The 15,117-nt window shown below is 70.8% G+C and carries 6 protein-coding genes; 3 read left to right on the top strand and 3 right to left on the bottom strand.

Going from position 1 to position 15,117, the window contains the following annotated elements; genetic code table 11:
- Positions 1 to 23 precede the first annotated feature (23 nt).
- Positions 24 to 857: a helix-turn-helix domain-containing protein gene (locus tag ACIA8G_RS31145; protein WP_396422244.1), complete on the top strand. Its 834-nt coding sequence runs from the start codon at positions 24 to 26 to the stop codon at positions 855 to 857.
- Positions 854 to 1,021 (top strand): DUF397 domain-containing protein, encoded by a 168-nt coding sequence (locus ACIA8G_RS31140; RefSeq protein WP_396422243.1) that lies wholly within the window; start codon positions 854 to 856, stop codon positions 1,019 to 1,021. The genes ACIA8G_RS31145 and ACIA8G_RS31140 overlap by 4 nt, the downstream gene beginning before the upstream one ends.
- Here ACIA8G_RS31140 and ACIA8G_RS31135 read toward each other — a convergent pair.
- Both ACIA8G_RS31135 and pdxT read right to left on the bottom strand, forming a co-directional pair.
- Positions 1,002 to 1,751 carry a YebC/PmpR family DNA-binding transcriptional regulator gene (locus ACIA8G_RS31135; RefSeq protein WP_396422242.1) on the bottom strand — a complete coding sequence of 250 codons (750 nt, stop codon included), beginning with the start codon at positions 1,749 to 1,751 and terminating at the stop codon, positions 1,002 to 1,004. The genes ACIA8G_RS31140 and ACIA8G_RS31135 overlap by 20 nt on opposite strands.
- Complete coding sequence (gene pdxT / locus ACIA8G_RS31130; protein WP_396422241.1) at positions 1,748 to 2,374, bottom strand: pyridoxal 5'-phosphate synthase glutaminase subunit PdxT; 627 nt, start codon at positions 2,372 to 2,374, stop codon at positions 1,748 to 1,750. Before pdxT ends, ACIA8G_RS31135 begins: the two co-directional genes overlap by 4 nt.
- 216 nt (positions 2,375 to 2,590) lie before the next feature.
- Between pdxT and ACIA8G_RS31125 the strand changes: the two genes are divergently transcribed.
- Positions 2,591 to 13,705: an amino acid adenylation domain-containing protein gene (locus tag ACIA8G_RS31125; protein WP_396422240.1), complete on the top strand. Its 11,115-nt coding sequence runs from the start codon at positions 2,591 to 2,593 to the stop codon at positions 13,703 to 13,705.
- Here ACIA8G_RS31125 and ACIA8G_RS31120 read toward each other — a convergent pair.
- Positions 13,681 to 15,021: an amino acid permease gene (locus ACIA8G_RS31120; RefSeq protein ID WP_396422362.1), complete on the bottom strand. Its 1,341-nt coding sequence runs from the start codon at positions 15,019 to 15,021 to the stop codon at positions 13,681 to 13,683. The two genes, ACIA8G_RS31125 and ACIA8G_RS31120, sit on opposite strands and share 25 nt — an antisense overlap.
- Positions 15,022 to 15,117 lie beyond the last annotated feature (96 nt).

Genomic DNA, 15,117 nt, shown 5'->3' with positions numbered 1-15,117 from the left:
GCGTCGGCTCCTAGCGTTCGTCCATGCCCAAGAGATCGTCCAGCGTGGTGGGGCGGGAGTTCGGCAACGGCGTCCGGGTCGCCATCGAGCGCACCGGGCTCACCCAGCGCAGGCTCGCCGAGCTGCTCGGCTGGCACGAGGCCAAGATGTCCGACCTGCTGGCCGGCAAAGGCGGCGTGAACGAGGTGGAGGTCGCCACGCTGCTCGCCTACTGCCGCACACCGCTGGAGGAACGCGAGGCGCTGCTCGCGCTGTTCCGGGAGTCGGGAAACGTCTACCTGCAGGTTCCCGACGACGGTGTGCCGGACCAGGTCCGCACGCTGATCAACCACGAGAAGGACGCCGAGGAGATCACCTGCTGGTCGATGATCCTCGTGCCCGGCCTGCTCCAGATACCGGAGTACATCAACGTAGTCACCGAAGCCGCACCCATTGAGGCTGAGGACGTTCCGGCGGTTGTAGCCGCACGGATCGCGCGCGCGAAGATTCTCGACTACAGCCGGACCTTCACCTTCTACGTGCACGAGCAGGCGCTGTGGCTTCCGGTCGGAGGTGAGGAGGTGTGGCGGGAACAGCTCGCCCACCTGCTGCGGATGTCGGTGCGGACGTACATCAGCATCCGGATCATCCCCAGATCGATCGGCATGCACGCGGGCACGTCCGGCGACTTCCGGTTGATGAAGTTTCCGAAGTTCCCGCCGGTCGTCTACATCGAGAGCCTCAAGTGCTGTCTGTTCTTCGATGACGGGGAGACCGTCGACACCTACGAGACCATCCTGAAGGACCTCGCTGCCGTCGCGCTGGATGAGGAACAATCGAGGGCGGTGATCAACAGCATCTTGGAGGGCCTCCAATGACCTCGTGGCGCAAGAGCAGCTACAGCGGCACCGGCGACAACTGCGTGGAGATCGGCCACGGCGTTGGCATCCGGGACAGCAAAGCGCCGACCACCCACCTGCCCGTGTCGGCAGACGCGTGGTCGGCGTTCGTGAAGCTGGCGGTCAGCCGACCTCGGCCATGACCTCGTCCGACACGTCGAAGTTCGCGAAGACGTTCTGCACGTCGTCGCAGTCCTCCAACGCGTCGATGAGCTTGAAGATCTTCTTCGCGCCATCGACCTCGAGCTGCACCGAGACCGACGGCAGGAAGCTCGACTCGGCCGACTCGTAGTCGATGCCGGCCTCCTGCAGCGCCTTGCGGACCGGGATGAGATCCCCGGCCTCGGAGACGACCTCGAAGGCCTCGCCCAGGTCGTTGACCTCTTCGGCCCCGACCTCGAGCACGGCCATCATCACGTCGTCCTCGGACGTCTCGGCCTTCGGCACGATGACGACGCCCTTGCGGCTGAACATGTACGACACCGAGCCGGGGTCGGCCATCGAACCGCCGTTGCGGGTCATGGCCGTGCGGACCTCGGTGGCGGCACGGTTGCGGTTGTCGGTGAGGCACTCGATGAGCACCGCGACACCGTTCGGGCCGTAGCCCTCGTACATGATGGTCTGCCAGTCGGCGCCGCCGGCTTCCTCGCCGCCGCCACGCTTGCGCGCGCGCTCGATGTTGTCCAGCGGCACCGAGTTCTTGCGGGCCTTCTGGATCGCGTCGAACAGCGTCGGGTTGCCGTCCGGGTCGCCACCGCCGGTGCGGGCCGCCACCTCGATGTTCTTGATCAGCCGCGCGAAGAGTTTGCCGCGCTTGGCGTCAATAGCGGCCTTCTTGTGCTTGGTGGTCGCCCACTTGGAGTGGCCGCTCATTTCTCCTCCGTCGAACCGAGAACCATGTCCACGAACAGGCGGTGGACGCGCTCATCCCCCGTGAGCTCCGGATGAAACGCCGTGGCCAGCACGTTGCCCTGCCTGACCGCGACGATCCTACCGGCGGCGTCGCCCGCCTCAGCCGTGACGGGCACCGTAGCGAGAACCTCGACGTCCCTGCTCACCGACTCCACCCACGGCGCCCGGATGAACACCGCGTGGATGCTCTCCCCGGCCAGATCGAGGTCGGTCTCGAACGAGTCGATCTGCCGCCCGAAGGCATTGCGCCGGACCGTGACGTCCAGTCCGCCGAGCTGATGCTGGTCGTCGCGCCCGTCCAGAACCGTGTTGGCCAGCAGGATCATGCCCGCGCACGACCCGTACGCCGGAAAACCCGCCTTGATCTTCGCCCGCAGGGGCTCCAGCAGCTCGAAGTTCTCCAGCAGCTTGCTGATGGTCGTCGACTCGCCACCGGGGATGACGATGCCGTCCAGCTCGTCCAGTTCCTCCGGCCGGCGGATGGGCCGTGCGGTGACATCGCACTTGGCGAGCGAGACGAGGTGCTCCTGAACATCACCCTGAAGGGCGAGCACTCCGATAACGGGTGGGGCAGCGACAACCATGCTCACCAGCATATTCGACCCGCTCAGGCGCCCGCGCAACGCCCGTCCCCGCCGTCCGCCCGGCACAGGCCGCAATGGACAGCGCTGATGCCCGCAGGGACAGATTCGCCACGTCCGGCCTGGCGTGGGCCGATATGAGTGCGGAGGATGAATTTCCGCGCCGAGATCCGGCCGGAAATGCCGGGCGCGGGTTGAATTCTTCAAATGGGAGACGCTGTGCTGATCGATGTTCTGCTGGGTGCCGCCGACTCAGCGCCTGAGCAGCAGATCATCCACCTCGGAAGTGGCGGGGCCGAACGCACCGTCACCTTTCGCGGGCTGCGCGACCAAGCGCTGCGCGTCGCGGCGAGCCTGCGTGCACGGGGACTGCGTCCTGGCACGCCGGTGATCATCCGGACGGACGACGATCACGACTTCCTGGTGTTGTTCTGGGCCGCCGTCGCCGCGGGGGTCGTGCCGGTGCCGCTGCCCGCCGAGCAGGGGAAGCTGCGGGCAGTGGCGCACCAGCTCGGCGGGCCGCCGGTGCTGGGTTCTGCCGACATGCGCACCGACGGCGACGTGGGAGAGGTACATCGGGCGTCCGCCGACGACGTGGCGTTCCTGCAGTTCTCCTCCGGCAGCACCGGTGCTCCGAAGGGCGTGCGGCTGACCCATGCCAACGTGCTCGCCAACCTGGACCAGGCCGGGCGGGCGGGTGCGGCCGCGCCGGACGATGTCGTCCTGACGTGGATGCCGTACTTCCACGACATGGGGTTGATCGGCACACACCTCACCCCGATGGCGCACGGTCTGGCGCAGGTGCGGATTCCACCCATGACGTTCGCCAGGAACCCGGCGCTCTGGTTCGAGGCGGCCGCGCGGTACCGCGCTTCGGTGTTGTCGGCGGCGAACTTCGCGCTCGCACACGCGGTGCGGCGCGTGCCCGACGACACGCTCGGGGCGCTCGACCTCAGTGCGGTCCGGCTGCTGCTCGTCGGCGCGGAGCCGATCTCACCGGTGATCTGGCGCTCGTTCGTCGCGAAGACCGCACCGGCCGGACTCGATCCCCGTGCGCTGCAACCGGTGTACGGGCTCGCGGAGGCGACGCTGGCGGTCACGTTCCCGCCGCTGGGCGAGCTGGCGGTACCGCTGGTGCTCGATCGGGCGGCGTTGAGCCGCGGCCGCGTCCGTCCCGCTGATCCGGGAGACGGAGCGGTGGAGCTGATGGACGTGGGGAGTCCTGTTCCCGGCTGCGTTGTGCGCGTCGTGGACGACGCGCGTGAGGTGGTCGATGCCGGCCACGTCGGGCACGTCGAGGTCAGCGGACCGAACGTGGCCCGGGGCTACCACGACGAGCCGGAGGCGTTCGCGGACGGCTGGGTGCGGACCGGTGATCTCGGTTTCCTGCGCGACGGCCGGCTGTGTGTCACCGGCCGGGCGAAGGACGTGGTCTTCGTCAACGGCCGCACGTTCCACGCGGCCGACCTGGAAGAGGCCGCCGCACCGGGCGAGGAGATCGTGGTCGTCGGCTCGACCGAACCCGCGACGGGTAGCGAGCGCATCATCGTGTTCGCGCGCAAGAACGCGGACCACACCGCGATCGCCGCGCGCGTCGCCCAGGCGACGGGGCACGACGACGTACGCGTGCTGGGCGTGCCCGCGAGAGCCGTTCCCCGCACGACGAGCGGGAAGGCACGCCGCCACGAGTTGCGCTCGCGGTACGAGGCGGGGGCGTTCGCCGAGGTAGCGGAGCACCGCCCGGCGGCGTCCGGACGCGGGCACACCACGCCGACAGCTCTCGAGGAAGCCGTGCGGGAGATCTGGGCGGACGTGCTCGGTGTGGACGCACGCCGCATCGGTGCGCACGACCGGTTTCTGGCGATCGGCGGGTCCTCGCTCAAAGCGATGGAGGTGCTGGCGAAGCTGGAGGAACGGTTCGGGACGACCGTGCCGCCTTCGGCATTGCGCGAGTGCGACACGGTGAGCGCGCTGGCCGGCCACGTCCTGCGGCACCGCTCCGGTACCTCGGTGACAACGGTGCCCCCCACGACCGGTGACACGGCCGCGGTCATCGGCCTGGCCTGCCGCTTTCCCGGCGCGGAAACACCGGAGGAGTTCTGGGCACAACTGGTCGCCGGTACGGACAGCGTCACCGGGATTCCCGCGAGCAGGTGGCAGGACGAACCCGGCTGGGGCTCGTTCCTCGACGACCCCGCGTTGTTCGACCCGGACGTTTTCGGCATCACCGAAGAAGAAGCCCGCCTCATCGACCCGCACGCGCGAATGCTGCTCGAACTGGCACACGAGGCGCTGGAACGTGCCGGGTACGCCGGTCCACGCCGCGACGGTCTGCGCATCGGCGTTTACGCGGCGGTCGGTGAAAGCGGGTATCCCGAGTTGCTGCAAGGGACCGGTCACGACCGGTCCACCGCGGCGCTCGTGGGCAATCTCCGCAACCTGGTCGCCGCCAGGGTGTCGCAGGCCCTGGATCTGACCGGTCCCGCGGTCGCGATCGACACCGCGTGCTCGTCAGCGCTGGTCGCGTTGCACTTCGCCCGAAAGGCCCTGGCCGACGGTGAGTGCGACATCGCGGTGGTGGGTGGGGTCAACCTGAACCTGACCCCGACGGCCTACCGGCTGCTGGGAACCGCACAGGCGCTGTCGCCGACCGGCCGGTGCCGGACGTTCAGCGACACGGCCGACGGGTTCGTGCCGGGAGAAGGGGGTGCCGCGCTCGTCCTGGCCCCGGCGGCCTCCGCACGGCGCCGCGGCGACACCCTGCTCGCTCTCGTGCGCGGCAGTGCGATCAACAACGACGGCAGTTCGCTGAGCCTCCTGGCCCCGAACCCCTTGCGGCAGCGCGAAGTGATCGCGACTGCCTACCGTGCGGCGGGGGTGGACCCCGCGGAGGTGTCCTATGTGGAGTGTCACGGCACCGGGACGGCGATCGGCGACCCGGTCGAGGTCCAGTCGCTGGCGCACACGTTCGCCCCGCGCCCCGGCGATCGGCCGCTGCGGCTGGGGTCGGTGAAGACGAACCTGGGACACCTGCTGAACGCGGCCGCCATGCCGAGCCTGGTCAAGCTGGTGCTGGCCCTGCAACACGGGAAGCTGCCGCCGTCGCTGCACCACGAGCCGCCGTCGTCGCGCTGTGACCTGGCGGCACGGGGTTTCGCCGTGGTCGCCGAGCCGGTCGACTGGCCGGAGCCGCGCATCGCGGGGGTCAACGCGTTCGGGTTCGGCGGTACGAATGCTCACGCGATCCTGGAAGCCGCTGTGGCCGCCGAGCAGCACACCGGCGAGGGCTCATCTCCTTCTTCTCTCCTCACACTTTCCGCCCGCACCGCACCCGCGCTCCGGGCGGCGGCGCTCGAGCTCGCGGCGCACGTGCGGGCGAATCCGCATCTCGCCGAGGCCGACGTCTGCGCGACCGCGAGTACCGCACGGGACGACGGACCACACCGGCTCGCTGTCGTCGTGGAGGGTGATCTCGCGGACCGTCTCGGCAGCGCCGAGATCACCGAGGCGGTGCGGTCTCCGCGCGTCGCGTTCGTGTTCCCCGGCCAGGACGCCACGATCCGCGGTCTGGCCAGGACCCTGCGCGGCGCGCCTGCCGCGCAGGCGATGTTCGACTCCGTTTCCGCCGAACTCGGGCCGATCAACGGGCGCCTGCTGAGCGAGTGGCCGCACGACGACACCGTTGGCACTGAGGTGTTACAGCCGTTGCTCGTCGCGTCGGGCGTGGCGGCCGCGCATCAGCTCGCCGAGTGGGGCATCAGGCCCGACGCGGTGTTCGGGCACAGCGTCGGCGAGGTGACGGCGGCCTGCGTCGCGGGCAGGCTCACCCCGCTGGAGGCCGTCGCGTTCGCCGCCGAGCGGGGACGGCTGATCGCCGAGCTCGCGGTACCGGGCGCGATGCTCGCCGTTGCCGCGGCCCAGGACGAGGTGGTCGATCTGCTGGCCGGCGAGTTGTGGGTGGCGGCGGTGAACGGCCCGCGACGGCTCGTGCTCGCCGGCACGGCCGAGGAGGTGGAGCGCGCCGCGGAGGCGTTGCGGCGACGGCGTGTCCCCGTCCGGCGCCTCGGCGTCTCACACGCGTTCCACACGCCGTTGCTGGACGCTGTCCGTGCACCACTCGCCGCGGCGGCCTCGGCGCTCACCGTCACCGACGCCGTCGTTCCGCAGCTGAGCACCGTCAACGCGGCGTGGAACTCGCCGCTCACCCCTGGCGATCTCGCCGCACACGCGGTGCTGCCGGTGCTGTTCGCCGATGCCGTGCGGACGCTGCTGTCCGACGGCTACGACACCGTGGTGGAAATCGGCCCGGACGGCGGGCTCGCGGGTCTCGTGCGGCACGAGGGCTGCCGCGCGTGGGCGTTGCCGGGGCGGGACTCGCGGCCGTTGCTCGCCGTGGCGGGCCGCCTGTGGGAGCGGGGAACCCCGCTGGACCGCACGGCGATGGACCTCGGGGCACGCCGGGTACCGCTGCCGACGTACCCGTTCCAGCGCAGGCGGTTCTGGGTGACTGACGAGCAGCCGAGCCCTCGGCTGAACACGACCTCACGACTCGAACGGCTCGTCTGGCGCGAGGCACCGGTGCCCGCCGGTGCGGGGACGGCGAAGCTTCTGCATGCCGGCGACCCGCTGGCGACCCTCCAACAGGCCCTCGCCGACCCGGCGCCGCTCGTGGTCGTCACCGAGGACGCCTTCGTCACTGGTGCCCGCCCGGAGCAGGCACTGGTCGCGGGGCTTCTTCGCGCGCTCCCGGACGAACAGCCCGACCGCGCGTTGCGCATCGTCGATCTGTCCACTGTGGATGATGAGGCGACGCGGCAGGCGGCCATCGCCACCGAGCTGGCCGCGCCGCCACACCCCGGATCGGCCGAGCTGGTCGCGTGGCGCGCGGGTAGGCGCCTCACCCAGCACCGAGTCGAGGCTGAGGTGGAAGGGCCTCCGCTGCGTCCCGACGGCACCTACCTGATCACCGGTGGTTCCGGCGGCATCGGACGGGAGCTGGCGCGATCCTTGGCCGCGAACGGCGCGACCGTTGTGGTGGCAGGACGTTCGGCCGGCCACCGCCGATGTGACGTCACCGATCCGGACGAGGTCGACGAGCTGATCCGCAGCCTGCCCGCGTTGGACGGCGTGTTCCACGCCGCCGGTGTGTTGCGGCCGGTCTCACTCCAGTCCACTTCGGACAGCGACTTGGCGGCCGTGCTCGGTCCCAAGGTCACGGGCGCGCGGCTGCTCGCCGATGCCCTGGCACGGCACGGCCACACGGATGCGTTCGTCGTCCTGTTGTCGTCCGTGGCTTCGGTGGTGCCGGGGCTCGCGGGTGCGGTCGGACCGTACGCCGCCGCCAACGCCTACCTGGACGCCTTCGCCGCGCAGCAGCGCGCCGCCGGTCGCCGTTTCGTCGCTGTCAACCTGTCCGCCGTCACCGGTACCGGCATGGCCGCCGGTGCCGGGACGAACCACGCCCTGGCCGCCGCGGGCATCGGTCCGCTCAGCCCCGCCGATGCCGTTGCCGGACTGGAGGCCGCGCTCCGGACCGATACCGCCCAGGTCGTGGTGACCGGCCCAGTGTCCAGCCCTGTGCCCGTCCGGTCACCGGTACCGAACGCCGTGGCGCCGTTGGTCCGCACGTTGCTGGCCGACGCGCTCAAGCGTCCGGTGGAGAGCATCGGCGACGACGAACCGTTCCTCGCGATGGGACTCGACTCGCTCACCGCCGTGGACCTGGTCAAGCGGCTCGAGGAACAGCTGGGCCGCACGCTGTCCCACACGCTGTTCTTCGAGGCGCAGACCCTCCGCGAGCTCGCCGCGTTGCTGGCCCCGGCCGCCGGCGCGTTCCCGCTGACCGACGTGCAACGCGCTTTCGTGACCACGGGCCGGCTCTACCCCGACGTGGCGGCGTACGCGTACGTCCGCCAGACGATCACCGGCTCGCTGGACACCGCGCTGCTGGCACGCGCCCTCACCACGCTCGCCGAACGCCACCCGATGCTGCGAGCGCGCTTCACGGCGGACGGCCAGGAGATCACCGATGCGCGCGTCGTGCTGGAGGCCGTGCGGCTCACCGAGCCGATCGGCGAGTGGGAAGAGCGGCTCTGCAACCAGCCGATCGACGTCGCCACCTCGGCACCGCTGCGCGCCGTCGTCGCTCAGGAGGACGACCGGGCGCATCTCGTCCTGGTCGCGCACCACGCCGCCGTCGACGGGTACAGCCTGCATCTGCTCTGCCGTGAACTGTGGCTGACGTACGCGGCGGATGGCCGTGAGCCCGCGCTGGGCCCCGCACCCGCCGAGTTCCGCGCGTGCGTCCGCACCGCCGACCCCGCGGACCTGACGTGGTGGCGTGACCAGCTCGCCACCTTCCCGGAGGACCTGCCGCTGCCCTACGACTTCGACTCGGAGCCCTCACCCCCGTATGCGGCGCACCAGGTCCGGCTCGACGCGACGGCCACCACCGCCCTGCGGGAACGGGCTGCCGGAGAAGGCGTGTCGTTGTTCCACCTGCTGCTAGCGACCTACGCGCGGTGCCTGGCCAGGTGGAGCGGGCGACCGCGGGTCGCCGTGAACGTGGCCCGTTCCGGCCGGGAACTGCGGCTGCCCGGCATCACCGGCACGGTCGGCCCGCTCGCCGACACCCTGCCGGTGGCGTGCGACGTCGAGCCAGGGGACGACATCGGCACGTTGGCACGCAGGCTCCGCGACACCTGGCTGAAGTGCGAACAGCACGCGAGCCTGTCCAGCCTCGACATCGCACGCCTGCTCGCCCCCGTGCCAGGAGAACGCCCCCGCACGCCCGCGCCCGCCGGGTTCAGCTTCGCCCGGTTCCCGGTGCCGGCCACTCCCGGCGGCTGTCCGGCCGACATCACCGCGACCGCGGCAGGCAGCGCGTCCGCCGCCACCCGGCTCAGCCTGGTGGGGTGGGAGTTCGACGGAGCGCTGCACTTCTCGTGGAACGCGCCGACTTCGCTCTTCCGGCGCGACACGATCGCGCGGTTCGCCGAGGAATTCGCCGCGGGGCTCGCACTGGCCGGGGATCACCAGCCAGTGCCCGGCGTCGGCGCGCCAGCCGCACCGGATCACCGGCCGGTGCGGCAAGCCGGTGTCGTCGCGCCTACCGAAGAACGCGCCGCCACGCCGGACCACCAACCCGTGCAGCAAGCCAGCGTCCCCGCACCAACCGAAGAACACGCCCCCACACCAGACCACCAACCCGTGCAGCAAGCCGGTGCCGTCGCACCAACCGAAGAACCCGCCGCCACACCAGACCACCAACCCGTGCAGCAAGCCAGCGTCCCCGCACCAACCGAAGAACCCGCCCCCACACCAGACCACCAGCCCGTGCAGCAAACCAGCGTCGTCGCGCGTATCCGGGAACAGTGCCGCCGCACCCCGGCCGCGATCGCCGTCGCCGACTCGCTGACGTACGGCGAGTTGGACCGGGAATCCGACGCCGTGGCGGCCCGTCTGCACGCCGCCGGAGTCAAGCCGGGAGATCACGTCGGCCTGCTCACCACGCCCGGAGCCGACACCGTGGCCGCGCTCGTCGGCATCCTCAAGGCGGGGGCGGCGTGGGTGCCGCTCGACGCCGAGCACCCACCGGCACGCCTGCGTGACCAGGTAGAGCGCGCCGGCGTCCGGCTGACCGTCCGGCACGCGGCCACCGCGGCGGCCGCGACCGCGATGGGCACCACGACCATCGACCCGTTCTCCGGCCCAGCGGCACCGGCTCCGCCGGTAGCCGCGCACCCGGACGCGATCGCGTACATCATCTTCACCTCCGGCTCGACCGGGAGGCCGAAGGGCGTGCCGGTGACCCACGCCGCGCTCGTGAACTACCTCGACTGGGCCATCAGCACCTTCGGCTACCACGCGGCCGACCGGCTGACGGCAACGTCGTCGATCTGCTTCGACGCCTCCGTACGGCAGTTGCTCGCTCCGTTGCTCGTGGGGGCCACCATCGTGCCGGTACCGCGCGAGCACACCCGCGACCCGGACCTGTTGCTGACCGCGCTGGAGCGCGGCCGGGTCACGGTGTGGAGTTCCGTCCCGACCCTGTGGGAACGGCTGCTCCTCGCGTCCGAGCGACGTCCTGCCCCGCCCGACCTGACCGCGTTGCGCTGGGTGCACGTCGGCGGGGAGGCGCTGTCCGCGGTTCACGTGCGGCGCTGGTTCGACCTGTTCGGCGGGGGCCACCGCATCACCAACCTGTACGGCCCAACGGAAACCACCATCAACGCGACCTGCCACATCATTGATCGCCGCCCGTCGGACGACCTCGACGCGCTGCCCATCGGCCGTCCCGCCGCGGGTGCGGTGCTGCGGGTCGAGGACGAAGAGTTGTTGATCGGCGGTCCCGGTCTGGCCGGGGGCTACCTCGGTGAGCCGGAGCTGACCGCGGCCGCCTTCGTGCGACGGGACGGGCGCCGGTTCTACCGCAGCGGCGACCGCGTCCGGGTCAACGCCGGCGGCGACTACGAGTTCCTCGGCCGGATCGACGGCCAGGTGAAGATCCGCGGCCACCGCGTCGAGCCCGGCGAGATCGAAGCCGCGCTGCAACGGCACCCCGCCGTCGAGCGGGCCGTGGTCGTGCCGGTCAGCGAGGCGGGACACCTTCGTCTGGTGGCTCACGTGCAGCCCAGCGGTCCCGTCACGCCGGAGGAGCTGCGGGCGCACGCGGCCGCACTGCTGCCGCACCACATGATTCCCGTGCGATTCGAGCTGCTGACCGACCTGCCCGTCACCGCCGTGGGCAAGGTGGACCGCGCCCGGCTGGCACCGGCGACAGCCACCGAACGACGTCTCACCGAGGTGTGGACGCACCTGCTCGGCGTACCGGACGTCGCCCGCGACGCCGACTTCTTCGCCCTCGGCGGCGACTCGATCCTGGCGCTGCGGATGTTCGACGAACTCGCCGACCTGCCCGCACTGCCCCGGCCCACCGCCATCTACCGGCACCGCACCATCTCCGCGCTCGCGGCTGTCATCGACGCCACCGCACCCACCGCACCCACCGCCATGACACCCACTGCGGCCACCACCACACGCACCGCCGCCGCACCCACCACCAACGCGCCGGCTCACGACGACGCAGCCGCGTTCCCCCTCACCCCTGCACAACGGGGCTTCCTGCTTGCCGACACACTCGCCCCCGGCAGCTCCTCCTGGCTGGCGTGCCTGCGACTGCGCGGCAACCTGGACCGCACAGCGCTGCAACAGGCCGTCGACCTCCTCGTCGAACGCCACCCCATGCTGCGCACCACGTTCCCGTCCGGCGCCCGCCCACCGGTACATCAGGAACTCCCGAGCACCCTGCGCATCCCGATCGAGTTCGCGGTGCTCACCGACGAATCGGAACTGACCGAGCACATCACCGCCGAACGCACCCGCCGCCTCGACCCGTGGTCCTGGCCGCTGCTGCGCCTGACGTTGCTGCGTACCGCTACCGACGACCACACGTTGCTGGTCCACGCCCACCACCTGATCGGCGACGGCTGGAGCGCGGCCCTGCTGACCCGTGAGCTCCTGACCGTCCACGAACGACTGCGGCGCGGTGAACCGGCGGCCCTGCCTCCGTTGCGCTGCACGTTCCGCGACTACGTGCACCTGCTGGAACAGCAAGGCACCAGGACGAGCGGCCTGGAGGACTACCGCCCACCGTCGTGGCCGGCCGAGCACACGCCCGCACAAAAATACGACTTCCTCGTTGCCCCGCAACAAGTCGCCGAGCTGCGGCGACGAGCAGCCGCGCACGGCACCGCCACCCACGCGCCGGTGCTCGCCGCCTACCACCGTGCGATCGCCGCCGCCACCGGCCAGGACGACCTCGTGATCGGCGTCGCGACCACCGGCCGGGATCTGCCGCTGCCGGGCCTCACCGACGTGTTCGGCCCCTGCGTCGCGGCCGTGCCGTTGCGGTTGCGGTCGAACGACCTCGCCGACGTGGCCACCACCATCGCCGGCGTCCTGGAACGCGGCACGGGGTCGACACCCTCGGCGACCCAGTTCTTCTTCACCTACCTGGACTTCGAGCAGCCGGCGACGACCGGCCTGCGCGCCGAGTGGCACGACACCACCCACCTCGACGCGCCACCGGCGGGAGTCGCCGTGTTCCTGGCCGCTCGTATGACCCGGCAGGGCCTGGTGGTGAACCTCCGGTCACCGGCGGGCGCACTCGGCCAGGCCATGTTCGCCGCGGTCGCCGGCGAACTACACCGCGAGCTCACCGGTGGCCAGACCCTGGACGCGGCGATCGTGGGTTACCTGCCCGTTCCCGAACACATGGGTGCGCCGGCCGCGGGGGTGGACCGCGAACAGATCCGCGCACTCCTGTTCCCCGACGGTGAACCACGTCTGCTGGAACGGGTGGAGACCCCGATCGGCGTCTCCGGATTCGTGTGCCTGCCCAGGTTCGCCGACGAACTGGCCGACCCCGCTGCCGAGGCCGCCCGAGCAGCCGACCTCGCCACCCGGCTCGGCGCGCGCTCCGTGTCGCTCGCGGGCAACCTGCCGGCCCGCACGGGGTACGGCTTCGCGGTGGCCAGGCACACGACCGCCAACCTCACCACCGGCCACGCGGTCACGGCCGCATCGGTGGCGCTCACCGCGCTGGCCGCACTCGACGCCACCGGACGCACGTGGGCGGGCACGCGGGTCGCGTTCCTCGGCCTGGGGTCCATCGGCCGCTCCGCCCTCGAGCTGTTGCTGGCCGACGGACCGCCTCAGAGTCTCGTGCTGTGCGATGTTCCCGGTGTGCGGCTGGAGGAACTGGGCGTGGCAGCGGAACTCTGCACGGCGACGCCGTTCGCGCCGGACCTCGTGTACACGGCCGACCTGATCGTGGCCGCCGTCGGAGCGCCCGTGCGCGTGCTCGACGTGGACCGGCTGCGGCCCGGCACCGTGGTCGTCGACGACTCGTTCCCGCACTGCCTGGACACCGACCGGGCCCTGGCCCGCATGCACACCGAGGCCGACGTGCTGATCTGCGGAGGCGGCCTGCTCGGCTGCGGCCCGGCCACCCGCACCCCGGCCACCGACCTGCCGCCGCTCGCGGCGGCCGCCCACGCCGCCCGCCAGGTGCTCGCCGACTCGATGGCGTCCTGCCAGCTCGAGTCACTGCTGTGCGCGGCCGACCCCACCCTGCCGCCCGTGCGAGGACTGGTCGACCCGGCGCTCGGCCGGGTGTACCGGGATGCGCTGCACAGGTTCGGCATCACGGCCGCTCCACTGCACCTGCTGCACCACCGGCTACCGGCAAGGGCCTCCTCCGCCACCGAAGAAGCGGTGGTCGAGGAGGCCCCACGAACAAAGCAGCGTCAGTCGACGGAAACGAGCTCCTGAGCCGTGGCCCGCTCACGCGACTTCACAAACCGCCACCCGAGGAACAAAGCCAGGGCGAGCACCGGAATAGACCAGAACGCGATCCGCTCCGCATGACCGTCGGAGAACGCCATCTGCCCGACCACCAACGCCAGGAACGCCAGCGTGAGCCAGCCCGTGTAGGGCGCCCCGGGCATTCGATATGAAGGCCGCTCCACCTCACCGGCCAACGCCTTCTGCCGCAACCGCATCTGGCAGATGATCAGCGTGGCCCACGTCGACACGACGCCCAGCGACGCGACGGCGATCGCGATGTCGAAGGCCTCCTTGGGCACCAGGTAGTTCAGCACCACGCCGAAGAGGTACGCGGCACCGGTGAACAGGATGCCGCCGTAGGGCACGTGCCGGGAGTTCATGCGACCGGTGAACGCGGGCGCCTCGCCCTTCTGCGCCAACGACCTCAGGATCCGGCCGGTGGAGTAGAGGCCCGAGTTGCACGACGAGAGCGCGGCGGTCAGGACCACGGCGTTCATGATGTCGCCGACGGCTGGGATGCCGAGTGCCGAGAACACCGTGACGAACGGGGACTCGGTGCCGGTGAAGTGGTGCCACGGCAGGAGCATCGTCAGCAGCAGCACGGAACCGACGTAGAAGATCGCGATGCGGTAGACCACGCCGTTGATGGCGCGCGGCATGATCTTCTCGGGGTCCTTGGTCTCGCCGGCGGCGATGCCGACCAGTTCGATCGCCGCGTAGGCGAAGACGACCGCCTGCAGCGTCATCAGTGCCACGCCGAAGCCGGCCGGGAACAGGCCGCCGTGGCCCAGGGTGTTCGACACCGACGCGGTGGTGCCGCCGATGTCCGCGGCGCCGATCACCAGGCCGATGCCGGTGACCAGGAAGACCACGATCGCGGTCACCTTGATGACGGAGAACCAGAATTCCAGCTCACCGAACAACTTCACGGACAGCATGTTGATGGCGACGAGCACGACCAGCGCCACCAGGGCTGTGATCCACTGCGGCAGGTCGGGAAACCACTTGTGCATGTAGATCGCCACGGCGGTGATCTCGGCGATGCCGGTCATCGCCCAGTTCACCCAGTACATCCAGCCCGACGCGAAGCCCGCCCACGGGCCGATGAACTCGCGGGCGTACTCCACGAAGCTGCCTGAGACGGGACGGTGCAGGACGAGTTCGCCCAGCGCGCGCATGACGAAGAAAGCCGCGAGACCGCACACCGCGTAGGCCAGGATCAGCGACGGCCCCGCCTTGGCGAGGCGGCCGCCCGCGCCGAGAAAGAGGCCGACGCCGATAGCGCCACCGATGGCGATCATCTGCACCTGGCGTTTGGTCAGCGCCTTGGTGTAGCCGTCCGCATCAGTTTCCACAGAACTCACGAGGAGGTTCCTTCCGAAACGGAAATTGCTCGC

The sequence above is a fragment of the Lentzea sp. NPDC051213 genome, from assembly GCF_044455585.1.
Classification (GTDB): Bacteria; Actinomycetota; Actinomycetes; order Mycobacteriales; family Pseudonocardiaceae; genus Lentzea.
Note: the sequence above shows the minus strand (reverse complement) of the source record. Positions and strands in the feature narration are given on the sequence as shown.